The 24250-nt window shown below is 51.0% G+C and carries 24 protein-coding genes; 12 read left to right on the plus strand and 12 right to left on the minus strand.

Annotated features, from left to right (window positions below):
* Positions 1-38 precede the first annotated feature (38 nt).
* Entirely contained in the window at positions 39-1889 is a 1851-nt protein-coding gene (locus ACZ5ZS_RS00225; protein ID WP_188595896.1) for a DNA topoisomerase, read from the minus strand.
* 68 nt (positions 1890-1957) lie between these two features.
* Here ACZ5ZS_RS00225 and ACZ5ZS_RS00230 point away from each other — a divergent pair, with 68 nt between their 5' ends.
* Both ACZ5ZS_RS00230 and ACZ5ZS_RS00235 read left to right on the plus strand, forming a co-directional pair.
* A complete protein-coding gene (locus ACZ5ZS_RS00230; RefSeq protein WP_188595897.1) occupies positions 1958-2662 on the plus strand; it encodes a hypothetical protein in 705 nt (234 codons plus the stop codon).
* Positions 2663-2735: 73 nt separating this feature from the next.
* On the plus strand, positions 2736-3380 hold the full coding sequence (locus tag ACZ5ZS_RS00235; protein WP_075060435.1) for a hypothetical protein: 645 nt from the start codon (positions 2736-2738) through the stop codon (positions 3378-3380).
* Positions 3381-3420: 40 nt separating this feature from the next.
* Here the strand turns inward: ACZ5ZS_RS00235 and ACZ5ZS_RS00240 are convergent, their stop codons facing one another.
* Entirely contained in the window at positions 3421-5259 is a 1839-nt protein-coding gene (locus tag ACZ5ZS_RS00240) for an aldehyde ferredoxin oxidoreductase family protein (protein ID WP_188595898.1), read from the minus strand.
* 127 nt (positions 5260-5386) lie between these two features.
* Between ACZ5ZS_RS00240 and ACZ5ZS_RS00245 the strand changes: the two genes are divergently transcribed.
* Positions 5387-5782, plus strand: a complete 396-nt coding sequence (locus ACZ5ZS_RS00245; protein ID WP_075060434.1) for a hypothetical protein — start codon at positions 5387-5389, stop codon at positions 5780-5782.
* A gap of 171 nt (positions 5783-5953) precedes the next feature.
* Here ACZ5ZS_RS00245 and ACZ5ZS_RS00250 read toward each other — a convergent pair whose 3' ends face one another.
* From ACZ5ZS_RS00250 to ACZ5ZS_RS00260, 3 genes are read right to left on the minus strand one after another with little or no spacing between them, the layout of a single operon-like run.
* Positions 5954-6724, minus strand: coding sequence for an enoyl-CoA hydratase/isomerase family protein (locus ACZ5ZS_RS00250; protein WP_188595899.1), 771 nt, complete (start codon positions 6722-6724; stop codon positions 5954-5956).
* Positions 6724-8145, minus strand: coding sequence for a cytochrome b (locus ACZ5ZS_RS00255; protein ID WP_188595900.1), 1422 nt, complete (start codon positions 8143-8145; stop codon positions 6724-6726). The genes ACZ5ZS_RS00250 and ACZ5ZS_RS00255 overlap by 1 nt, the downstream gene beginning before the upstream one ends.
* Before the next feature lie 5 nt (positions 8146-8150).
* Complete coding sequence (locus tag ACZ5ZS_RS00260; protein WP_188595901.1) at positions 8151-8867, minus strand: Rieske 2Fe-2S domain-containing protein; 717 nt, start codon at positions 8865-8867, stop codon at positions 8151-8153.
* Positions 8868-9000: 133 nt separating this feature from the next.
* On the opposite strand from ACZ5ZS_RS00260, the gene ACZ5ZS_RS00265 reads away from it, so the two are divergent.
* From ACZ5ZS_RS00265 to ACZ5ZS_RS00280, 4 genes are all read left to right on the plus strand, one after another.
* Positions 9001-10290: an ethylbenzene dehydrogenase-related protein gene (locus ACZ5ZS_RS00265; RefSeq protein ID WP_188595902.1), complete on the plus strand. Its 1290-nt coding sequence runs from the start codon at positions 9001-9003 to the stop codon at positions 10288-10290.
* A 7-nt stretch (positions 10291-10297) separates the two neighbouring features.
* Positions 10298-11290 (plus strand): hypothetical protein, encoded by a 993-nt coding sequence (locus ACZ5ZS_RS00270; RefSeq protein ID WP_188595903.1) that lies wholly within the window; start codon positions 10298-10300, stop codon positions 11288-11290.
* A gap of 200 nt (positions 11291-11490) precedes the next feature.
* Positions 11491-12888 carry a TSUP family transporter gene (locus ACZ5ZS_RS00275; RefSeq protein ID WP_188595904.1) on the plus strand — a complete coding sequence of 466 codons (1398 nt, stop codon included), beginning with the start codon at positions 11491-11493 and terminating at the stop codon, positions 12886-12888.
* A 348-nt stretch (positions 12889-13236) separates the two neighbouring features.
* Entirely contained in the window at positions 13237-14100 is an 864-nt protein-coding gene (locus tag ACZ5ZS_RS00280; protein ID WP_188595905.1) for a sulfite exporter TauE/SafE family protein, read from the plus strand.
* A gap of 51 nt (positions 14101-14151) precedes the next feature.
* Here ACZ5ZS_RS00280 and ilvA read toward each other — a convergent pair whose 3' ends face one another.
* The 3 genes from ilvA to ACZ5ZS_RS00295 all read right to left on the minus strand — a co-directional run bounded on the left by ilvA (position 14152) and on the right by ACZ5ZS_RS00295 (position 17472).
* Entirely contained in the window at positions 14152-15387 is a 1236-nt protein-coding gene (gene ilvA, locus ACZ5ZS_RS00285; RefSeq protein ID WP_188595906.1) for a threonine ammonia-lyase, read from the minus strand.
* Between the two features lie 113 nt (positions 15388-15500).
* A complete protein-coding gene (locus ACZ5ZS_RS00290) occupies positions 15501-15878 on the minus strand; it encodes a RidA family protein (RefSeq protein ID WP_188595907.1) in 378 nt (125 codons plus the stop codon).
* Between the two features lie 340 nt (positions 15879-16218).
* On the minus strand, positions 16219-17472 hold the full coding sequence (locus ACZ5ZS_RS00295) for a molybdopterin molybdotransferase MoeA (protein WP_188595908.1): 1254 nt from the start codon (positions 17470-17472) through the stop codon (positions 16219-16221).
* A 140-nt stretch (positions 17473-17612) separates the two neighbouring features.
* On the opposite strand from ACZ5ZS_RS00295, the gene ACZ5ZS_RS00300 reads away from it, so the two are divergent.
* Both ACZ5ZS_RS00300 and ACZ5ZS_RS00305 read left to right on the plus strand, forming a co-directional pair.
* Complete coding sequence (locus tag ACZ5ZS_RS00300; protein ID WP_464858356.1) at positions 17613-18566, plus strand: hypothetical protein; 954 nt, start codon at positions 17613-17615, stop codon at positions 18564-18566.
* A gap of 4 nt (positions 18567-18570) precedes the next feature.
* Positions 18571-18807, plus strand: a complete 237-nt coding sequence (locus tag ACZ5ZS_RS00305) for a hypothetical protein (RefSeq protein ID WP_188595910.1) — start codon at positions 18571-18573, stop codon at positions 18805-18807.
* Positions 18808-18859: 52 nt separating this feature from the next.
* On the opposite strand, the gene ACZ5ZS_RS00310 is transcribed toward ACZ5ZS_RS00305, so the two are convergent.
* Entirely contained in the window at positions 18860-19258 is a 399-nt protein-coding gene (locus ACZ5ZS_RS00310) for a translation initiation factor IF-5A (RefSeq protein WP_188595911.1), read from the minus strand.
* Positions 19259-19500: 242 nt separating this feature from the next.
* Here ACZ5ZS_RS00310 and surE point away from each other — a divergent pair, with 242 nt between their 5' ends.
* A complete protein-coding gene (gene surE / locus ACZ5ZS_RS00315; RefSeq protein WP_188595912.1) occupies positions 19501-20307 on the plus strand; it encodes a 5'/3'-nucleotidase SurE in 807 nt (268 codons plus the stop codon).
* 46 nt (positions 20308-20353) lie between these two features.
* Here surE and ACZ5ZS_RS00320 read toward each other — a convergent pair whose 3' ends face one another.
* A complete protein-coding gene (locus ACZ5ZS_RS00320; protein ID WP_075060508.1) occupies positions 20354-20713 on the minus strand; it encodes a hypothetical protein in 360 nt (119 codons plus the stop codon).
* Between the two features lie 200 nt (positions 20714-20913).
* The gene (locus ACZ5ZS_RS00325; RefSeq protein ID WP_188595913.1) at positions 20914-21864 is read right to left on the minus strand and encodes a GH12 family glycosyl hydrolase domain-containing protein; all 951 of its coding nucleotides are present in this window, start codon (positions 21862-21864) and stop codon (positions 20914-20916) included.
* Between the two features lie 370 nt (positions 21865-22234).
* Here ACZ5ZS_RS00325 and ACZ5ZS_RS00330 point away from each other — a divergent pair, with 370 nt between their 5' ends.
* Positions 22235-22648 carry a metal-sulfur cluster assembly factor gene (locus ACZ5ZS_RS00330; protein ID WP_188595914.1) on the plus strand — a complete coding sequence of 138 codons (414 nt, stop codon included), beginning with the start codon at positions 22235-22237 and terminating at the stop codon, positions 22646-22648.
* Positions 22649-22665: 17 nt separating this feature from the next.
* Here the strand turns inward: ACZ5ZS_RS00330 and ACZ5ZS_RS00335 are convergent, their stop codons facing one another.
* Positions 22666-23646 (minus strand): tRNA guanosine transglycosylase family protein, encoded by a 981-nt coding sequence (locus ACZ5ZS_RS00335; protein ID WP_188595915.1) that lies wholly within the window; start codon positions 23644-23646, stop codon positions 22666-22668.
* A 279-nt stretch (positions 23647-23925) separates the two neighbouring features.
* Between ACZ5ZS_RS00335 and ACZ5ZS_RS00340 the strand changes: the two genes are divergently transcribed.
* Positions 23926-24231 (plus strand): 50S ribosomal protein L14e, encoded by a 306-nt coding sequence (locus tag ACZ5ZS_RS00340; protein ID WP_188595916.1) that lies wholly within the window; start codon positions 23926-23928, stop codon positions 24229-24231.
* Positions 24232-24250: the final 19 nt, after the last annotated feature.

The following is a 24250-nucleotide window of genomic DNA, read 5'->3' on the forward strand; positions in this document are numbered from 1 at the left end:
GATCGCCTAACCCAAAGGAACGGCGGAGGCTTGGAGAATCAGCGGAGGCCCCTTCTATTCTTGGCTCTCTCCCTCAACGCGGACGCCAACTGAATCCCTATGTCCTGGTACTTGGGCCTTATCTTATCATAAACCTCGCTGGCCTCCTTTATTATCTCGTCGTGAACCGTCTCAGGCCTCGCCGTTCCCTCTCCTATTAACGCCAACCTACGCTCCATTTGGGACCTAAATAGGGGATCCACCAACGCGCTCGCGTTCTCGTTGAGTATTGATACCACGGCCTTCCCAAGCTTAGTGGGTATGCACTGCTTCTTGATCACAGTGAAGTAGTTCCGCTCTATGTTGGTGTGTATGTGGTCCTGCATGGTAGCGTCGGTGCCTATGCCGTACTGCTTCATCAACCTAAGCAATTCAGCCTCACTAAGGTAGGGCGGCGGCTGCGTCTTCTTTCTCACGGCCTCCGCAGCCAATACCCTCAACTCGTCGCCCGCGCTCACCTTGGATATGGGCAATCCCACCTCCCTGGGTGATTCGAATGGATAGATCTCCAAGTACCCCCTGCTTAGAACGACAAGGCCCGTTGCCCTGAACTCCACGCCATCAATCCCAGCCACTATCCTTTGCCTTTCCACTATGGCCGGCTTGCTCAGCGTGGCAAGGAAGTGACGGGCTATCAAGTCGTAAATCCTCCAGTGAGTTTCCTTTCCGAAAATCCTGGTCACATCCCAAGCACTGGCTCCCTTGGTTGGATGTATTGGGGGGTGCGCGTTGTCGCTGGACCCGCCCGACGTGGGCCTAAGCTCGCCGGCTAGGTTGGCCCTTACATAATCCCCATAATCCTTCACCTTAGCTAGGTCCCTCACTATTCGCCTTAAGTCAAGCGTTTTTGGGTATATCGTGGTCTCCGTTCTTGGGTATGATATTAGGCCGTACCTGTATAGATCCTCGGCCACATCTAATGCATTCTTAGCCCTCACGTTGAGGAACCTGCTGGCCCTCCTCTCCAGCTCCACCGTGTCCAACGGCTTCGGCGGCTGCATCCTAACCTTCTCTCCAACGGATTCAATCACCTTCAGGGCCCCCGCCGACTTCACCGCCTCAACTATCTCCCTAGCCCTTGCCTCTTCATCTATCCTATCGGTGCTAAGCTTCAATTGCTCTCCATCAACATCAACGGTCACCTCAACGACGTAATATGGAGTTGGCTTGAAGTTCTCCCTCTCCAGCGCCCTCTGCACGACTAAGCCAAGGACCGGGGTTTGGCATGGCCCGTAGCTCAGCACCCCCTTCCTTCCCTGCACCTCAGCGCCGCCGTCTTTCGCGCTGAGCGTTAGGAATCTGGTGAAGGCAGCGCCCAGCTTGAGGTCAAGCTTCATCCGCGTGAATACCTTCCTGGCATAGTTGGGGTTGGGAGTCGTCAATTCATTAAATGCTTTAATTATATCATCCCTGGTAACGGCGGAGAATAATGCCCTGCTGAATCTAACCGATGGGTTGGCATTGCTTATCACCATCATTGCTTCAAACGCTATTGCTTCCCCCTCCACGTCGGAGTCCAGCGCGAGGATGACGTGGTCGACCCTCTTGGATAGGTACGAAATGGCCCTGACGTACTTGGCGGAGTCCTGCTTTATCGTCAATATGGGCTCCTCATCAAACAACTCGCTTATCTTGGCCGTGGTCCACTTATTATACCTCTTATCGAAGTCGAACTCCATTATGTGGCCCCGAAGCCCTATGGATATCCACGCATCACCGTCCCTCCTGAACCAATAGGAGGGCACGTTGTATACGTTCTTCACGGATACCTTGGACTCCGCCAGGTAGTACGCCAACGCCTTGGCTACGCTGTTCTTCTCCGCTATTACCAATTTACCTCCACTTCCCATTTGAGTCTTCCCTCTTGGAAACATTTAATAAGGTTTCACGCATTTAGGGCGTACATAGAGTGATGTGAATGTCCAATCAACCCGAAAGGAAGCCGGAGGACAAACCGCAGCAACCGCCTAGGCAGTACCCACCGCCACCACCCCCACCACCAACAATGCCGAGCACGCCGCCTAGGCAGTACCCACCGCCGTTAGCACCGCCTAGGCAGTACCCACCGCCACCACCCCCACCACCAACAATGCCCGCTGCATCAACTCCACCGCCGCCTCCCTCCCAGCAAGTCCCCCTGCTGGCGCAGAAGGATGGCTCGTTGATTAAGATAAACCGCATATCGCTTTACGTAGGGATCCCGCTGTTGGCAATGGCCATTGTGGTATCCGTCTTCGTCATAGCGGCATCCGGTTCCGCCGTGGTGTCCAGGTACTTCGAACTATTATCGTCGTTGGTTAACATAATGGTAGCCGCCGCCATAATAGTCCTCTTCTCGATTAACCTCCTAGTTGTGAAGAGACTAGATGATGCTTTTAATCAATTGGGGAAAGCGATAAACAGTGCAGCAAAGAGACCCGTACAGCAGAGACCGCCGCCACCGCCGTTAGCACCGCCTAGGCAGTACCCACCGCCGTTAGCACCGCCTAGGCAGTACCCACCGCCACCACCCCCACCGCCTCAATATCAGCCGCAGCAAGCGCCTCCCTCCCAATCGCTACCGCCTCAGCAACCCCAGCCCCAGGATGAGTACCCGGAGGATTCGGAAGACGAGGGGCAATGACGGCGGGCCAGCCAATCTAGTTCCCGCCATGAACGGCAATATTTATATTTAAACCAGTGAGATTAGTTTAACAATGAGGCTATTCCTTTCATTTGCCCTTCTCTTGCTTTGCTGGACTGGGATGGCGATCGCACAGCAGGTATACGTTAATCAATATGGAGTGCCCCAGGTAGTGAACTCCGTGAACGTCACAAACGCCACCATAGTTGTAATAAATGAACCGTTGAGACCCATTAATGGCACAGTGCTAGTAATGAACGGTACCCAGCCTGTGCCGTTCGTGCTGCTCCGCAATGGATCAATAGCGGTATTTGCATTTGGAAGCGGCGTGCTTAACATAACCTTCTCCGCGAACTTCACCATAACCTCGAACTCAACGTTCACGACCTGCTATAATTTCGATGAGCCCATCAATATTAAATACGCCGCCAACGTGATACCGATAGAATTTCCCTCCCCAATGAGTTATAGCATAGAGGGTAATTCGGTGAGCATGGTTCTCCCGCCAGGCATGAATTGCATTCAATACGTCACGCTGCCACCGACATCTGCGTCATCAATGACTCAATCAAGCTCCAGCAAGCCGCCTCTGCCCACTTCACCATCCACGACATCTAAGGCCGCCGGCAATGAAGCATCAATTATAATTACTGCGATAGCGGCGGCAATAATAGTAGCGGCAGCCGCGATTGTAATCGCATTGAGACGGAGGCGGTAATCCTTCAATACAAATTAGGGATGGTTATTGAAGACCCCATTTACCAAGCTCTCTTTGCCCTAGCCACCTGCTCCGCCCTGGACCGGAGGGGCTCCATCCACTCCAGCCCCAATTCCTGTAATAATTCCTTGGTGGGCAGGCCCAACTCCTCATCCCAACGCCTCAACTTATAGTACTGCCTCAACGCATCCTTTATCTCATCCAAGTTATACTTGGGACCATTTGGATCGTGAATCATCTTCCACGGAACTTGCTCCCACTCATTCACGTAACCCTCCAATACATGATATATCCTGGCAATGGCCTCTATCCTCTCGCTGACCCGCCTCAACCCGTTCTCATCAATGCTCACCCCGGTGGCCCATGAATATAGCTTAGCCATGTCCTCCCACGTGTATGGATTGAATATGCAGAGCCCCATTGCATCCATGACAGCCTTGTGATCCCTGTCCTCCAGCATAGATTCCACGGTATCCCTTAGCGGCGTTTCTGGGTCATGCATTTTAGGCCACCCCCTCAAGTGGGACCCGCCCACGTCTGCCGTCAGATAGCTCAGAACTAGCCCCCTCAATGGGCCGTTTGGGTACCAGGCCGGGAGGGCGAGTTGCTTGAAGTGAACCGCGTACTCAGCTCCCTTGTTCAATATCTTAGCCGCCCTACCGCTTCCCTCAGCAAGAACCTTGCCGAGTCCCTCCCTATACGCTATGTCGTGTATTAGCTTTAACAGGGCCTCTCCATTGCCGAACCTGAGATCCAAGCCCCCGGTCTCCTCGCGGCTCAGCAATCCCTTCTCGAATAAATCCATGGACCACGCTATTGCGTTTCCAGCACCTATGGAGTCTATGCCGAGATCGTTGGCCAGCCTCTGTGCCTTGAGCACAATGACTGGATCGAACACCCCCGTTGCGGAGCCCAGTAGCCCTATGTTCTCGTACTCCGGCTTCACCACGTCCTCGGAGCCCGGTATCGGGATCCACCTGCTGCACTTGACTGGGCACAGCGCCCCAATTATCTTAATCGGTTTGGCGGGGAAGCTTATCTCCCACTCCTTAAAGGTTACCCCGCTTATCTTCTTGGCGGTCTCCTCATCAAGCGAGGGGCGGGAGTAATTGAAAGCTGGAGATACGCCAAGCGATCCGCTGTACATCAATGAGTTAGTCGTGCCGTACTCCCTGGTCTCCATGGTCTCCGTGGCGCTCTGGAACTTCTTGTATATGTCGAGTGAGTACCGCCCGAACTCCTCCTCGTGAGAGATGCGTATGCGCGGGGTGCCGTACGCTGCCACCGCCTTCAACTTCTTGGAGCCGAAAACGGCGCCCAAGCCGCCCCTGCCGCCCGCCCTCTCCCCATCAACTATTATATTCGCTATCCTGGCCATGTTCTCGCCGCCAGGCCCTATAGCCATAACGGACGCGGCCGGGCTGGTGGCTGCCCTAACAGCCTTGACCGTGTCCCTCGTGGTGGATCCCCACAGCTTCTCTCCGTTCCTTATCTCAACCGTTCCATTATTCACCCATAGATATACTGGAACGGGGGATGCGCCCTCTATTATTAATGCATCGAAGCCGGCCCCCCTCATCATATACGAGAACCACTCGCCCACGCTGGTGTCGTGTATCACGTTGCTAAGCGGACTCTTTGCTCCAACTATTGTTTTCGCGCTGGCCGGGGCTAAGCCTGCCAATGCCCCCGCGGCTATCACTATCTTATTCGACGGAGATAACGCGTCGGTTCCAGGCTCGACCTCCCTGCCCAGTATGCCGTATACGAATCCCTTCCCTCCAATGAATAGCCTTATTAACCATTCCGGGGTGTCCTCGATTTTGATCGATCCATCACTCAAGTTAATTCTTGCGATCTTGGTATAACCAACTACCATCTACCGCTTATTTGATTAAATAGTTAAATAAGTTTCGTCTTAGTTTAGTTTCATTTGGTCGAAGAGGTGGCCAAACCAAGATGCAAAAACTTTATTTAACAGCCCCTGATCACCGCAATGGAGATAGATGGAAACGGTGCGCGGAGTCGCAATATTGCAGGTGGATAAGGACCTGGGAGTTACCGAATTAATCCTCAGCCATGTGGGCTTGAACCCAGTCACCCTTACCAGCGATTACTACGAGTACCTGGACATAGTAGAGAACGAGTTCTCCGCATACCTGCGCGATGATGATTTGACGAAAATAGATAAGGCACTAGAAGCAACTGTGCCCAGCTCAAAGCCCAGCATATTGCTGGCCAGGCTATATGTGAGGGACTATATGGTTAGGAAGATATTGCTAGTATCGCTGAGGAGGGGATTAATATCGAAGATGACGAGACGGCTGGCGAGCAATGGATGGAAGACGTTGATGCTATTTGAGGCGTATAGAATTCCCAGCAAAATGAGGCACCTCCGCTAAGCGTTATAATGCGATAATCCTGGTTGACAAAATGATAGCATACCGCGTAGGGCATTAGCTGGGATTAACGGCACTGCCCCTGGAGGCAGGGGGCAGCACCTAAAATAGGGCAACGCCCGCTGTATATCTTTAATATTATAATGTTCAATAAACCTTTGTTAATTCCCCCGCTCATTGGGAGCCGCGCCTGGGGGCGCACCTCGATCTAGCCGCGTTCAGTTTTGAGATCATTTCATCCCTGCCCACTCCCCTGCACTTGGATAACAGCGGCTCCATTAGGCTTGGATTCATTCCCCTTATTATTTGATCCATGTCCCTGTGAATTAGGGATTTGGTGTATCTATCAATTCTAGTATTCAATATTATGGACTTAGCATCCCCGAACAAGTTGCCTCGGGGCAGGACAGCGTGGACCAGGCCCAATTGACCGGCTTCCGCCGCATCGATTTCCCCTCCTCCTATTAATTGAATTGCCCTCAACCTGGGCATCGACTTGAGTATTATGGGGGCTCCAAGCATCATCGGTATGCCTAGCCCGCCCTCCGGGTTGCACAGCTTCGCATCAGTTGGAGCTATCAGTAAATCGCTCAATAAAGCCAACTCCAGTCCCAGCCCAGCCGCCGATCCATTCAAGATGGTTATCACCGGCTTGTCCACTGTCACCATTATCGACGCGAGCGTTTTTATGGAGTTCACCAACTCGCTGACCGAGTCGTAGTCGCTTCCCACGTTGCTCCAATTGACTCCGGCTGAGAAGAATTCATCACCTGCACCGCTCAAAGCTATCCACTTCAGGTTGGAGTCGCTGGAGGCTATGGTTAGCGCAGATGATAATTGATTGAGCAAATCTCCATCTATTAGATTCAGCTTGCCGTTATTTATCACAATGACTCCTATTCCATCCTCATTCCACACTGCTATCCTGTCGAATTGCCCGCTCATTATTGCCTCAACTCGTAATTGAAGTATATGAACACATCAGCAGCGAACAGCAGCATCAATGAGCCCCAGGACAGGCCTATAAACGGTGCCTGGGTCACTGGGTTCAAAGTGAACGTGAGCAGCATTATTATGACCGCCATAGCCGTCACTAATGCACCCATAGCTATGAGCAATTTATCGTTTAGGGTAGCTGGCTTAGCATTACTGACCGGCTTGTTGATGATCTTATGCTTGACCCCTCTCCAGACGAAGTGGAGGGCATATATGCCGGCGAACGATATAACGAAGGGGGGCACTACAACGAGCAGCAGCCAAAGGGGCTTTACGGGGATGCCCGGCTGGCCCGCACCCCAGATGCTCAACTCAACTAACCACGTCAACCCCGTTATGAAGAGGGCGGTAAGGAATGGCCTATCCAATGGATGTAGATCTTCATTTCTATCCACGAACGGCACTATTAGGAGAACCACGACAGGTATCAGTCCTCCCATTGATACGTCCACTGCCAGCGGGAACGGCATGTCGGCCATCTTGTACATGAAGAGGAAGAACCACGGTGGGTACGCGGGAACCAAGCTGGCCTGCGGGCTGGTGGGGGATGGACCGGGATATGGGGAGAACAGTATTGGTATCTTATCCAATACTTGCGGTATCGCCAATATGGATGGAATTACCAATATCACTCCCCAAGTCAGCGCTATTATTCCCAGCATGAATACGAAGTTCCTCGGCCACCAAGGCTTTATGCGTGGATCGCTCTTGTCCAGCAGCGCGGGTGCCTTGTACTTGGCCTCCTTCAGGTCAGGCATAAAACCGTTCTGCTCTGCTAGATAGAAGTGAAGCGCGAAGAACAGTGCAATGAGCGCTGCCAGTATTATGTGCCATCCCAACAGTCTCGTGAATAGATCCAGGTCCGTCCCGTTCCCGAAGAATATGGGAGTCAAAGCGGATAAGTGGAGGCCGGCCAGTATTCCCTTCCCGACGTCCACGGCGTCGACGCCCAGCACGTCTCCAGTCATGGAGTAGCCCACGAACGAGGTTATCATAACCATGGCGAACATCAAGACGCCGAGCACCCACTGGAACTGCCTCGGTCTCTTATAGGCGCCCTTGAAATAGACGTGAAGCCCGTGTATGTAGACGGCCAGTATCATCACGTAGGCGCCGTAGAGGTGGGACGACGAGAGTATGGCACCGAATGGGATTGAATGTATAATGGCCATGGTGGAATCGTAGGCATCGCTGGGCTGGTAATAGAGCAGCATCAAGAGGCCCGTCAATACTTGCCAAACCAACGCGGCAGACGCGACGCCGCCGAGCCAATACTCTATGCTAAACATGTAGGACGGCACTCCCATGAACGGTATGTCCCTCAAGTGGAAGACATCTGCAAACCAATCGCCTATGCTCCTTCTAGCCATTTCCATCACCCTAAAGCCGGATTGCTCAGCATTGTGACGCTGGTCGAGTTGCCGCTGATTGGGGAACCGCCGCTCAGGTCATCTGTATGGCCATATATTGTTGGACCTATCATGGTCACAGCATATAAGTAGTCAGTTGATGGATCCCACTTAAGCTGAACTGTGGGAAGGGGCTTCGTTGTGGGCCCAGTCACCACAGCCGCTCCCCTGTAGGGATCATATGTGCTTCCATGGCAGCTGCAATGTATCACCTTATCCATGGGTCCATTAAACGTGAGTGCCTTCACTCCCGGGGGATAGAATGTGAGCTCCGGATATGTGCAGCCCAAGTGCTCGCATATGGCGCTGTAGGCCACTATGGATTTACTCGGCCCCACGCCGCCGGGAAACTCATATGTTTTCCCCGTGGCGGGTATAGTCACCGTGGTAGCCGGGATCTCCACTGGTTGGTTGGAGTCATTGCCGAGGTTCAGCAAGTAATTGGGCTCGTTGCTCAGGGGGTAGTTGAACATGGCCATTTTCTGCCCATTGACTGGAACATCGGATGCCTTTATTGGGTTCCCGTTCTCATCAACTAATTGAAGGGTTGGAAAAGAAGTCAAGCCCACCGATGGCGGAACCAGCACCTCCAGCCCGCGGAGCAGTCCGACCACCATGCTGGCGCCGGCAATTATGGCGAGGGACTTGAGGAATGTTCTCCTGGACTGATTGACATCGCCCATGGATCCACATTCATGCTAATTGTTTTAAAAGTTTTTTACCAAATTTATACCAGCATCATTTCCAATTTTTACAAATATTAGGCCATATTTATACCATAGTAATGCTTAATAATGCCCGGTGTTCGAATCATCCATGGGTAGAATAGGAATACGCCCAGTCCTTATTATACTATCCGCTGCTGCTCTGCTCGGTTTAATAGCGGTTTTCCACTCGGTGCCCCTAGCCCAAACCCCATCCGGTTTGGTGGCCTATAAGGTGGTGGGCGCCGCGAACCTAGCTAATCCAGGCAGCGAATCGTTCTGGAATAACATACCCTGGTTCAACGTGAGCCTAGCCCCCACGCTGTCCGGAGTGCCCACGTCGGGCTTGGTTCCCTACGTTGAAGCCAAGGCTGCATACAACGGCGATTACATATTCATCTTAGTAAAGTGGCCCGACGAGAACCCAAGCACAATAGGGGCAAGTGCAGTGGCCGGACCGGGCCATTGGCCGGTCGTGTATAATCCCAAGGGTCCCCTGAACATGACTTTCCTCCAATTATTGACAAGCACGTTCCATAAGCACTACAAGGTATTGAACAGCAGCTACGCCATAATATTCGGAAGCCCCAGGCCAATGGAATACGTATTGTATTATTACGGGCCAGCCAACGGGGTGTACTTCTACGGTTATTACGTCAATGCCACCCATTACTATCCGGATAGGTTTGCCATAATGTGGTACATGGGGACGCAGCAGAACCCGAGCGACTGCATGAACATTGGAGGACCACATCCAGGGTATAAGGTGAGCGGGCAATTGGGCACCGTGGTCGGAGCTATACCCAACACCGGGGGCTCGCTTAGCTCAGGGGCGGCTAATATATGGGAGTGGATAGCCGGCGTCACCTATCCCCAAGGAGCCGACTTCAATTACTTCACGAACGCGACTTGGGACGCGGAGAACGGGATAAATCCCACAGCGGCAAGCAATTTCGCCGCCGCTCCTCACGGCTTCTTCCTTAACCTGCTCACAAACCAAACCGGACTTTATGATATAGGAGATGGCGGCATATGGTATCCAAATGCGACGGGGCCCGTGCCCGGTTACTTCAGCGGGTACACGGGCGCCAAGTATGAGAATGGTTATTGGGTGCTCGAGTTCGTCAGGCAATTGAAGGCACCCATGCCCAATACCGTTAATATAACCGTGGGAAGCACGTACGACATAGCGTTCGGCGTGTGGTACGGCAAGTCCGGCGAGACGAGTTTCGATAAATCGATAACCGCCAACTTCGTGCCTCTAACCCTTGTTCCGAAGTCGCCGGCAGCGCCCTCGCCCATTCCGTACGTGGTATTGATTGTTGCCGTGATAGGCATCATAATAGCGTTGATGGCGATAGGCATTGCATTCTATTACATGAGGAGGGGAACCCAGGCATAGGGGTATGATGCGAATTAATAAGAGCGATTTCTCGATTTATTCAACCGCCTTCGGCATATTCTTCCTTCTGCAATACGCGTTTAGGGAGTTCTTGCTTCCTGTCTTTCCATTCATGCCCAGCAGCTCCTCCAATATGACGGCCTTGGGACTCGTGGGCACCTTCGCGGTAATGGCGATGACGGTGGTGGCTCCCATGGTTATCTGGGAATCCAAGAGGCTCAGGTTGAGGCTGGTCTACTTCGCGGCCGCCGTGATAATGGGGTGGGGCGGCATTGCCTTCAGCTTGGTATATCCTCAATACTATCTATCAACGCCGTGGGTAGTAGCCAGCCTAATTCTCTGCGCGGTAACCGCCGTATCGCTTATTCAAGCATTGATTTATGGAGGCATCAAGTCCCTAGCCCTACTCCCGTTAATATTGCTTCAATTGATAGCTATGTACCAATATGCCGTGAATGTGGCCACCGAATACATGCTGATCCCATATCCAAACCCATCCAGTTACTTGGTGTATCCAATGATGTACCTATTAATAATAGGAGCCTTATCGCTGCTGGCCATGTCGATATGGGTGAAGCCCAGGCGGAGCGTCTTGATAGGGTACGCAATAGGTGCGATATTCGGCGCATTGGTGGCGGTGCCCATGTATCAATTGCTTGCCTATAATAGATTCATGCAATCCATAATGGGAGAGGTCGTGGCGATGGGGCTGGGAATACTGGCTCCTCCATCATATCTACCCATGTTATCGATAGTTATGGGGATATACGTGTTCTCCTTTGTGGTAATGCTGGCCAGGTCCTTATCGGGGGAACCAATAATTGGGTTCTACGCGCTGGCCGCCTTGATATTCATAGGAACCGCGTTCGCCGTTCATGCCTTATCGATATACTTCATAGCAGCTATGACAGCTGCCGCAGCATTGGCAAACTCCTCCAAGGCATGGCCGAGGCAAGGTATCCAAGCAAATGATTCACCTGCTGATGCCGTTGGCGAATGACGGGGGAACGCGATAGGCAAATGCATTTTGATATTCAATTATTAATATATATCCGTGCTCATGTGAAAACGCGATAGGCAAGCAATGCTTGTGCTATTTATTAGCAAGTAATTCCCATCTCTATATAATTTTCCCAATTCTTCCGTGATCAGCCATTGGATGTGGGTTTAACTTTCATATGAAACCGTTTATCCCAACCCATGATTTGGGCCTTCATTGAGGAGTTCCTCGTAATACTGGCAGCGGGGGCAGTTGCAGGAATAATAGGGGCATTGGCTGGCCTGGGCGGTGGAACCGTCATTTCCCCGATACTCACCCTATTCCTGGGAATCCCCATGGCTTACGCATCGGGATCCGCCTTGATATCCACCATAGCCACGTCTGCCGGCTCCGCCAGCGTGTACGTCAAGAAGAAGATAGCCAACGATAGGATAGGAATAAGCTTGACCACGGCGACCACCGCTGGGGCAATACTTGGATCCATAATGGCCAACTACGTATATGTTCACGGCATTACTTACGTGATTTACACCGTGTTCGGCATTGTTCTGTTAGTATCGATAGTGCCCACGGTACAGCGAAGCACCTGCGAATTGCCCCGACCGCGTAAGCCAGATCTAACCACCAAATTGCTTAACTTGTATGGAACATGCTTTGATCCCAACCTGGGATGGATACGCTACTGGGGTGTTCGTTGGTGGCTTGGTGAGTTTATCATGTTTTTCGCCGGTGTTATTAGTGGTTTGTTGGGTATTGGTAGTGGGGCGCTTAAGGTGTTGGGGCTTGATTGGGCCATGAACCTCCCCATGAAGGTGAGCACGACGACGAGCAACTTCATGATAGGCGTCACGGCGGCGACTGGAAGCAGCATATACTGGTACTTCGGATACATACAACCATTCATAGCAGCAGCAACAGCAATAGGAGTACTAATAGGGGCGCAAGCCGGGACTCGTATATTGATGAGGATAACCAACAAGCAGATAAGGTGGGTGTTCGTTGCAATACTGTCCTACCTGGGCTTCAGGATGCTTCTCCGCGGGCTTGGAAGGGAGGGGTTGATGCCGATCTCATCCCTTGACAAGACGTTCATTTCCCTAATGTTCTCGGCAGTCATGATATCATCGCTGTACTACTTAATGGCGAGGAGACCGGTCGATGAGGAACTGCCTCCCATATATACGGCTCAATTAACGAAGGGCAGCAGCATTGAGGAGAGATTCGAGGGGATCACGTCGAATCTGCTCCGCATTGGAATATTTTTGAGCGTGGCCGTAATGGGGTTGGGCCTGGCATTAGTTGTGCTTCACGGCGGTGGGCTGGGCCATTCGTTGATGGATGTAGCTGATCCATCATCCAGGGTAAACACGGCCTCAATAAGCATCAAGACCATAATTGCTGGCTTGCAGGAGTGGGATGGAATCTCATTTATGTTGCTGGGCTTGGTTTTATTGATAATAATGCCCATAGCAATGGTCCTGATAAATGTTGTTAGATTCTCATTGGAGCGAGATAAGTGGTACACCCTATTTGCCGTGATAACGCTGGTGAACCTATTAATAGCGCTGCTAGTGGTGCCCGGCTTGGTTCCTCATTGACGTAGTGGTCTGGAGGCGCGCAGTGCCCCTCCTCTCTCTTTCTTGTTAAAACAATGAATCAAGTTTGCCAGGCGAATTATATCCTAATCGCCTTAACGGATGTCTTTGCATACTATTGATGCGTTGTTTCTTCAGATATAGGAAATCACCAAGCATTGGCGAGATATCATATTCTATTGTTTTATATGCATTATGTGAATTTACGTCGCTACATCTGTGGCATCTCAGCCCATAAATGGAGGGACCCGCATTCATTAATGCTGAATTTATTAAAATAATTATTATCATTTCTGGCAAGGATTTGACATCGTCAGCAATGGATTTATTCCATGGCTACTGGCAGGACCCATGTTAATATGGATCATTTCGATAACACTGATACTCTGCGGGATAGCCGCTGGATTGATAGGGGCATTGCTTGGGCTCGGCGGTGCAACCATATTGATCCCCATTCTGGTCATATATGGAATACCAATTAATTACGCGTCGGGGGTGGGCTTATTCTCCGCGCTGGCCACGTCTTGCACGGCATGTAGCCGCCTAATGCGGAGGAGCCTCGTCAATCAACGATTAGCCATAGAGCTGTCGGCGGCGTCCACGCTAGGCGCAATAATGGGATCCATATCCTGTTATTACGTGCTAAGCCATGGATTGGAATACATACTCCATATAGCGCTCAGCGCCGTGATGTTCTCATCGATTTACCTAGTCAATAGTAGATCCAGTGCCAGCCTGGTCCAGTCGCTCTCCAGCAGATTAACATCCATGGGCATAATGTTGATGGGCGGGCTCCTTTCTGGCCTGCTCGGGATAGGCGGGGGACCGATTAATCTGGTAGCCCTTTATTGGTCGCTTGGACTCTCCCTCAGCGCAGCCACGGCCACAAGCAATTTCATAGTGGGCGTCACGGCCGCCACCAGTGGTTCCTTGTACTGGGTGTTCGGCTACGTTCAGCCATTCATAGCGTTCCTAGCAGTGTTGGGCACCGTCATGGGCGCGCAGGCAGGAGCGTCTCTTCTCCCTAAGGTAAGGGGCTCCACATTAAAGGCAATCCTCATCTCGGTGTTCGCATACCTAGCCACCAGGATGCTTATCAGCGGCCTTCGGCTTGGCGGGGTATTACCGATATCCCAATCCTATGAATACGTAATATCCGCAATCGCGGCGGTAGCATTCGTCGCCGCAATGCTTGCGTTGGGGAAAATAAAGTGATGTGAAACTTAGTGAATTGAGCGGGTGGTTATGGGGGATTTCACTGGCAGCCTAGAATCTCTCGGTCCAGAATTTATAGCCCAATTTCCCCAGCTCCGTCAATACATCGTCCACTGCCTTGGCGTCGGGAGGCACCTCTATCACGAAGCTGACCTCCACGTAGTTGGGCTTTATCTCCGGGTTGAACCTCTCGTGGAACACGTCTATTATGTTTATGCCCAGCTCCCCCATCTTTCCCGTCACTATGGATAGAGTGCCGGGCCTGTCCGGTATTAAGCCCCTTATCTTTATTATCCTGTTGGCCTTGGCTAATGCCTTGTAGATCACCTTGGTAAGCATCGGCATATCTATGTTACCACCGCTCACCAGCGCAACCACGTTGCCCTTAACGTTGACTTTGCCGCTCAGCAATGCGGCCACCGACGCAGCTCCAGCTCCCTCCGCTATAACCTTGGTGGCCTCTCCTATCATCAATATGGCATTAACTATGTCGTTATCGCTGACCAGCACCACGTCATCCACCACCTCCCTCATTATGTTGAAAGTCAGATCCCCTATTCTTTTAACTGCTATTCCCTCCGCTATGGTATCCACGCTCGTCACTCCCATGATCTTCCCCTCCCTCAACGAGAGGTACGCGCTGGGTGCCCCCTCGCTTTGCACCCCTATTACCTTGACGCCGGGCCTCTTCTTCTTTATTACGGTAGCTATGCCAGAGATCAAGCCGCCCCCACCTATGGGGACCACCACTGCATCTACCTCATCCAGGTCCTCCAATATCTCCCAACCTATCGTCCCTTGCCCAGCCACTATTAGGGGATCGTTATATGCATGGACGTAAGTCGCGTTCAATTCCTTGGATATTTCCATGGCTTTCGCCTCCGCCTCCGCATACGATTCGCCATGCAATATTATGTCGGCCCCGTACCGTTTCGTCCTGCTTATCTTTATCCAAGGCGTGAGTTGCGGCATAACTATCGTGGACTTAATGCCGTAAAGGGAAGCCACATATGCCACTCCTTGCGCGTGGTTGCCCGCCGATGCCGTCACAACGTGCTTCACGCCCTCCCTGCTCAGCCTAGTTATGGCATTATAGGCACCCCTAGCCTTAAACGAGCCCGTTTTCTGAAGCGCCTCCAGCTTCAGGAATACTTGAGCGCCTGTCGCATTTGATATGGTATCGGACTTGACCAGGGGCGTCCTATAGATCAACCGCCGCCTCTGAGCCGATTTTATTAATTCCAACGCATCCCGCGTCATTTCGAATACCTCGTTCACGGTAACCATGAGAGGGGCTGGATGCCCGGCATATATATCCTTTCCTATAATATGTAGGTATATACATTCATAATGAGCAGCAGTTCAATTCATGGAATAAACCGAACCGCGTGCCACTCCCATTAAATCCGCGATGCTATAACTGTCATCTCTATCAAAGCCTCCCGCGGCAAATTACTTACCTCAACCGTGGTCCTCGCCGGCTTGGATTCATTAAAGTACGTCGAGTACACCTCATTAAAGTCATTGAACGTGCTCAAATCCCTCAGGAATACTATTGAGTAGACCACGTTGTTTAAGTCCAACCCAGCCGCCCTAAGTATCGCCCTTATGTTCTCTATGACCCGCTTGGTTTGTTCCTTTATTCCCCCAGCCACTAACTCGCCCGTCTTGGGATCCAGCGGTATTTGCCCGCTCACGAAAACCAGGTTTCCCGATTCAATAGCTTGGGAGTATGGACCTATGGGTCTCGGAGCATCCCCAGTTGTTATGGGCTTCATGGCTTCCAAGAAACGAGCCAATTTAAAAGCATGCCCCTTGGCGCAGCCACATTCCAACTCTTAGTTCACCCTGATCTCGCCTTGAAGGGGAGGAGGGGTGGACTCGCCATACTTCTTTGATAAAGGAGTGGGCAAGCCTCGCCTCTCTGGGGGGTGTGTTTTTAGGTCAGTGTTTTGTTTGGGGTTTTCACCCCCTCCCTCTCTCGGTTAATTCTTTGAGGATGGGGGGCTGGGGCCGACTACCCCAGCAATACCGAGAAGGGGAAACGGAGTAGCGCCAAGGGGGCGTAACCCCCAAGACCCCGGGGGAACCCCCCACCCCTCAAGGGCGGGGAGGAGGTCAGTATTCCCTTACAAGGGGCCCTATTAATTCCACCTCCACCACCTCGCCTTCATCGAATCCTTCCCTGTTCTCCGGAACCACCAATATGCCATTGCCTTTAATCAACGTGGACAAGACGCCGCTTCCCGTGAGGGCCAATGGCTCCACGTATATATTGCCTCCCCGCTCGAACACCTTAACCCTCACGAATGATCTGGTGTTTATCGGCGTGGCCACTCTGCGGGTCAGCAATCCCTTTACCGTGGGCTTGGGCAGTGCCTCTGTCCCCATCAACTTAAATAGAACAGGCTTCACCAATGCCTCCACGCCCGTCAGTGCGGCCACGGGAAACCCGCTCAGCGAGAATACGGGCTTTCCATTAATGACTGCCACGCTGTTTGGCCTGCCGGGCCTAATTGACGTGCCGTGAACCAAGTACTCCGGCGACAATGATTGAATAGCCCTTATCGTGGCGTCAGGAGCGCCAACGCTGGATCCCCCGGTCAATATCACTGAGTCGAATTGCTTCAAGCCATCCGAGACCCGTTGCCTTATTACATCCTCGTCGTCGGGCAGTATGCCACCGTACGTCACGCTTATCCCATCCTCCTCCAGGGAACCCACCACCACGAATCTAGTGCTGTTTATTATCCTGCCCTCGCCCAGCGAGCCCGTCGACTCCAGGTCAACCAATTCATCCCCAGTTGAGTAGAGCACAATATCCATGTTGAACACATCCACCCTGCGCACGCCCATCGACGCCAGTATAGCGACATGCCATGGCCTTATGCGAGTCCCCCTTTTAATGATCACATCCCCCGCCGCTACATCCTCTCCCTTCCTCGACACATTGCCTAGAGGAGCCACGGGCTTTAGAACCTCTATCAACTCCCCGTTCTGCCTGGCGTCCTCGTACATTACTACCGCATCCGCTCCCTCTGGCAGCGGTGCGCCTGTCGATATTTCAACGGCCTCCCCCGGCCCCACCTTTCCTCTCCATCCGTGGCCAGTCAATGCGGCCCCCACCAATCTCAGAGTTATTGGGTTAGTGTAAGATGCGCCGAATGTATCGCTGCTCCTCACGGCGTATCCATCGACGGCGGACCTATTAAATGATGGGACGTCGACGCTGGAAACCACGTCGCTGGCCAGAACCCTCCCCAAACTGCTCCCTGTCTCCACGCTGATCGTCTTGGGAACCTGGGTAATGTGCCGAACTGCCCCATCCACCGCTTCGTCTATGCTTATCAATTCCTTGAAACCGCTTCGCACGCTTGGCAGGCTCCATCCTCTAAATAAAATTTCCACCAATAGCCGCCTTCCCCTCCACACAACAAAAAGACATGCCGCCGCGCTTCACGCCGTCCGGCTTAAGTTTTATTAAGCCATGCTCGAATGGTTCGTGCTTACAAATGATCGATGAGGCAAGAAATGAGGCGTTGAATGTATTGGAGGAAACGGTCAGGTATGGATCGCGCACGGTAGAGGTGGCACTGTCCTATTTGCCGGACGATCTATCCTACATAGTGCCGCAAATAAGGGGCACGTTCATTAATTTCGCCAATAGGTACAGGAAGAGCAGGGAAGTCTCTCTTCTAGACTTAGTGGAGGAGTATGGAAACATACCCAAGACGGAGATCCTGCTGCGATACATTATCCTATCATCATCCGTGGCCACCGCCGTAGAGCGGCCTAAATACGACTTGATATATTCTACCATCCGCGATGCATATGATGAATTGCTGCCGTTCCTGGAACGACCCACGTGGAGAGGGGCTAGGAAGACGCTGAATATGTTCGGCGATGGAATAGGGGCTAGGAGGGACGAATTAGGCACTGCATTGAGCAATTTCGTTAACTCAACGACTAGATTCGCCAAACCCGTTCTTTATAAGAGGATCGCGTTGATCGGCAAGTACAGGAATCTAAAGGACTTCCTGAGGGGATTCATGACAGACAACGCATCGCTGCACAGAACCAAGATGCTGGGTCTCCTCACCAGAATAATAGGTCATGAGACCAATATACCATTCGCCGGAAAAATAATACTCAGAAAAGAGTACCTGAAATACGACCCGGTTGTGGATATGTATACCGCGTTGGTGGCTCTCCGAAGTGGGGCATTCCTGGCCGTCGACGATGATAGGACGAAGCGGGTCTTGAATGCCTTAAAGCAAGGCAGTGCCGCCTTCAAGATGCGCAAGGTGGTTCCCCTGGTTAGGGACACAGTGCGGTTGGCGAGGGATCCAATGCTATACGAGAAGGGGGCATCTGACATAGGCCGGAATTACTGCTCAAAGCTGATGTGCGGAGAGTGCCCCATTAGGCACGTCTGCAAAAGATTTACAAGCATAGAGGTGAGGTAGGCTCGTGCCAAGCGAGTTCGTGGAGCGGGAGTTAAGCAAAATGGGCGGGGGCAAGGTATCCACATTGGAGTTCGTTAATCAAGTGGTGAAGCAGATGAGGGAGTCCGGGCTCCAATTCGATGAGGATGAGGTTAGGCCCCGCATAGTAGATGATCTATGGGAGCTTCATAAACGTGGAATAATAAGGTTCAGCGATGACTTGCTGCAATTCGAGAAATTGAACCAGCAAGCCAACCCCTAGCCCTCCATAAATAGGGAAACCTATGCGCGCTGGTTGTGGGCGGCTTTATGTTTCAACGAGTCCTAGTTATTTTCTTTCTGCCAGCTATATCCCAGACCTCCACTTGAATACCTGACTCCAATTTGCCTCTTATGTCCTCCTCCACGGAATCCAGGTTCAACTCGAACGTGGAATAATCCCTGAGGTCCATTAATTGAACTGAGTTCCCTGTCATCGCAATGACTTGCGCAGTGAATTTCTCTATCACAGGTACCTCCACGGTGGAATCAACCGGAAGAATCAATGTTCGTTTCACATTGTCGAAGATGCCAACCCCCACTATCCTGGTCTTCGCGCTTCCATGCTTGCCCGTCTTGCTCTTCTCCACCTCGACGACCCTGCATGGTTCGCCATCTATCATGACATAAGATCCATCCTTTATTTCCCCCGCTTCGGCAGGTCTAGTGGACATATCAATATCGTCACCCTAGTCGATAATTGCTTTTAAATTTTTATGTTCATCCAGCTAGCAATGCATTAAGAAAATATATGACGCCCGACAATGCCGGCCGACGCTACTCCCTCCCGTTCAAATGTATGATTCATTTCATCAATTTATGGAGACCCAGCCCGTTAGGGCTGGGTAGTTTACTAAATCGATGTGATGTTTTGAGCAAGTAAAAGAATTTAACTCGCCTAATATATAGGCTCAAGATGGATAATCCCAACATATTGGTGACCAACGATGATGGAATATATAGTCCGGGCTTGAAGATACTCTTTGACGCGGTCAAGCCCTTGGGCAATCCCATAATAATAGCCCCTGAGACCCCCAAGTCATCCAGTGGATTGGGGATAACTCTTCATAAACCGCTTAGGCTGGAGGAAGTTAACGTAAATGGCCTGCGCATGTGGTCCACCAATGGAACTCCCTCCGATATAATCTACCTGGCGCAGAGGATAGCCAACAAGATAGACGTAGCGGTCAGCGGCGTCAACATAGGTGACAATACGTCAATCCAAGTTATTCTGTCATCTGGTACTATAGGCGCTGCTGCCCAAGCAGCGTTAATAGGGGTGCCCGCCATAGCTTTCTCGGCCGCGGTTTCCTCCGCTGGAGAGCTGGAGGCCGTGGCGGATTTCATAGCGGCAGGGGCGAGAGCGGTGGTCAGCCACGTGATGAGGCGGGGAATGCCGAAGGGAATAGATGTGCTCAGCATCAACTTTCCCAGGGAGTTTTCGCCGAATACCGTGGCCAAGACGGCGGAGGCGGCGAGGCTCAGGTACGAGCAGTACTTGGATGAGAGAGTGGATCCACGCGGAGGTAAGTACTACTGGCTATATGGGGAGCAGAAAAACCCGAGGCCGGGCACCGACGTCTACGTGGTCAACGTTGAGAGAAATATAGCGGTGACCCCCCTCTACCTGGATCTAAATGCGAATAAATGTAATGCACATGATGATCTGCACGACTTGATTAATTCCATAACAACCGCCATACGAAGCTTGTTCCCGCCGTGAACTGCACCCAATAACGGCCGCCACGCTTTGGGAATGCATCTGTCATCTATTGTATAATCCTTCTTATCTCCTCGTTGATTTTGGCATCTAGTTCCCAAATAAGCTTGTTCAATTCATTATCATGATCCACGAATGCCCTAAACAAAGCCGTGATACATTCATCGCTAATGGTTCCCTTCACGAAGGATTCCTTGACCTTCCCCAACATATCTATCATTTCCTTACTCAGACTCAGAAATTCAACGCCGGCCTCCTTTTCAAGGTGTCGTTCCAACAAGTTCAGCAAAAGCGAGAGATCAGTCGTTGACCTGGTCTTCATGTATTTCACTATGGCTTGCTTTATTATCAAGTGCTCCGTCTTCAACATGATCAAATCATGGGCCTCATCCCGTATTAAATCGTACATAGATTTGCATTGAAATCGACTGGAAAATATCCCTTTCCTCTCAAAAACGAGAGCTAAGTCTCAGCAGAGTCATCATGATCAGCGCTGCAAACCCTCAGCACTCACCAACGCAGAATTAATGCAAATTTAAGCATTCGCTTAGAGCTAACCGATCTCCCCCTCCTTCTAGGGCAATGAGGTCGCATAGCATGGAGGATACGTTAATAACAATATAAATACCAATAGTATAGTATATAACCTAAATTAACATAACCGTTCTTATCATTAAATTCCATTCCCAATTGCATGGCATCTAAGTAGTATTGCGAAGGAGATAGCGAAGGAAAGACTTTATCTATGAAAGTGAAGGAGGTGATTATGAAATAGGAAAGAGGCAAACTCACATCTCCCTCTAAGTCCTTACTTGATACGTAATATACGCCGACCCAACCATTACTCGAGCCGGTGTGAGGCAAAACATAAACGGTAAAAGCAACATTGGTCTCACTTCCATTAATAATCGCTTGAACCGTTATATTTCCCTCCTTAATAAAATAAGGGTTGGAGATATTCTCCTCATGATACATCCAAACCATTATCTCTATACAGGGATAATGTAAATACGTGACGTTAGGGTTTTGGCTCAGCCAAATATCATAAGAGAAATCGTCTATAGTACCATTAACTTGATAAACTCTGAAGTCTACTTTCGAATAAAAGGTTGGCAATGAGGAGAGTTTGAGGGGGAGTTTTAATTGTGGTAACGTCATGGTAGAAGCGTAAAAAGGAAACCAGCCCTCCTTGCCATACATTAAAGTTGGGTAACCGTCAACGTTTATATCGTCTTGGATTTTAACTACATGGGAAAGCTTCACTGACACGTTTAGGTAACTACTATGAAAAGTCATGTTTACAATACCTTTAGCACTCTTTATATTCCATAAGAACGTCGATACGAAGAGGGAACTATGAGGCGTGTAGATTTCCGCAATAGGATAGGAAAGTGATGGCCCCCAACCTCCTATTAAGCTAAAGTTATCATATGAGAGCATTAGATCGATGCCGCCATGATGATCAGTTCCTTTTCCGGAAGAGCCATTTAGCATTAGTAAGACTAATGCTACGATCGAAACTAGAGCGAGAATCACCGCCAATAATATTGCTTTTCTCATCAGGTTCAATTCGTAGTGATCAATAAAAAGTTTAACTCTTGCCAGGGACGAGCGATCCATGCCCTAAAGGACAGCCCTTAGAGACTGTGGACAGTAGACCCTGCTGTACATACCCTTCTCCGAGGGGGTGCATAGTAAGTTTCCTAGGGAAAGCGGGAAATCCCAATCGTGGGGAGATGCCCCATCTGCGAGGAGGTATTTCAGTACTATATTATTTAGATATTACCGTTGTTAAATGCAATTGAGCATAAGATGAGGGGAGCAATAACATAGGAGCATTGCTATTAGGAGGGCCAGCTTTTCGTCTCTTGATCAGTTAGCGGCAATAGGTTTTTAAGGGGGTGCCTACGTGACGCTGATGTGAATAGGCATGGTGGAGTCATCATCAGATGAGGTGAACTTCAAGACCAATCTGGACCCTGAGAGAGTTCGTAAATTAATCGATGCATTGAGGAATGTATATGATCCGGAGATACCGATAGACGTATACGATCTTGGCTTAATATACGAGGTAATGCTGGAGGGGGATAAGGTTGTGATAAAGATGACCTTGACCGCCGTGGGTTGCCCTCTATCCCAGGATCTAGGCTACTCCGTGGGAGGATCCATACAATCAATAGTGCCGGAGGCCAAGGACGTGGATGTGGAGGTGGTGTTCGATCCGCCGTGGACTCCTCTCAGAATGACCAAGGTTGGACGGGAGATGTTCAAGGCCATATATGGATACGACATAGTTGATCAATGGCTTCAGCAACAAGCGCAAGAACAACAAGTTCAGCAATAGAACCTAACGCTTGGGGTCTACGGGATTCGGCTTTGATCGCCCTGCTGGGGCAGCAGCTTCGATAATTCTCCATACATTGACTTGAATATTCCATGCCTGGGAGGCCTATCGCTCATCGCTATAACCCACGCATTAACCAACGCCCTGTATTCGAAGTTATCCAACTTGATCCAGAAATCGTCAATTAAGGGGAAGTTAGTGGCCTTCAGGAATTCGTATAACTCCTTTACATCATCCAGAGTGGCCTCCCTCTTGCCGAACTTAATGCCTCTGTCCGTGACGTGTCTCTCTCCCCCTCCAGGCATCATTACCTTGCCGTAAACGGCCTTGAGCCTCCACGTCGCCGTATCCGTGGAGTGAAGGCCCAACAACCGCAGTATCGGAGTTATTATTGGACTTCCAAGTCCAAGGACGTGCACCTTGGGATGCAGCTCCCGAACGGCCAATATGAACTCCATTGCTTTCCTCCTGGAGTTCCTCGGCACGTTGCGAGTCATCAACACGTAGGGAACCAGTGCGCCGATAGCTATGATCCGCGGGCCGTAATCCAAAACCTTTCTCAACATGGCCATGGATATATCCGGCTCTCTATAGAAGTGTATTACCGGTACTATATTTAGGTCAGGCAACTTGCTGCTCAGCTCAGCGTAGTTCTCCAAGCTCTTGCGCATCTTAGACTCCGCCTCGACAGGGGAATCAGTGGGAGCCGGCGGATAATCAAGGCTTAGGTACGCCTGGGCATCCCAGTACATTGAGTATATGTTGGCTACCTCCTCCACCCCAATGTCAATACCACGCCTCAAGAATTGATAACCCCCCGAGTCCAGCCATATTTCTCCCTCGTGCTGCATCAAGGAATGAAGCGGAGCATCGCCGTTGGTGGGCGGCCTTCTCCTGATTAAATTGGATGAATTTATCAATATTGGAACGGATAGACCCAGCTCCACCCAGGGCCGCGGCCTTGCGCCGACTACGGGGGTTCCTAGGATTATCTTCACAAATATATTTCTAACGGTTAACTTAAAGCTTTACCTGCATGGATCCCCGCAACTCACTTCCTTGAACTACCCCTGTCCTTTCGGGCGGGTCCTCCACCGCTCAGGAATAAGGAAGCCATTCTTGCCCAAACCGAGGGGACTTCACCTCCCCCCAACCCCTTAATATAAAAGGCCCTAAGAATTAATTATCCTGCTCCATGAGGGCCGGGTTCTTCCTTGATTGATGGGCGTGGTGGGGTCATCATAAAGTTTTTAAATGGTGGGGCCGGGGTTTGATTCATGGCTAGAGTGTTTGATGTGGGGAGGATATGCGTTAAGACTCGGGGAAGGGAGGCCGGCAGGATGTGCGTGGTGGTGGATGTAATAGACGATGATTTCCTATTAATCACGGGGCCGAGGCGGTTGACGGGGGTGAAGAGGAGGAAGGTGAACGCGAAGCACGTGGAGCCCACCCAGCACAGGATCAACATAGGCAAGGGGGCGAGCGATGAGGAGGTGATAAAGGCGATAGAGGAGGCAAAGCTAACGGAAACAGTAAGGCAGGGAGTGAAGCCCAACCTATACCTAACACCCACCCTACAATAACCCAAACCACGAAAACCAC

The organism is Thermocladium modestius (assembly GCF_055398215.1).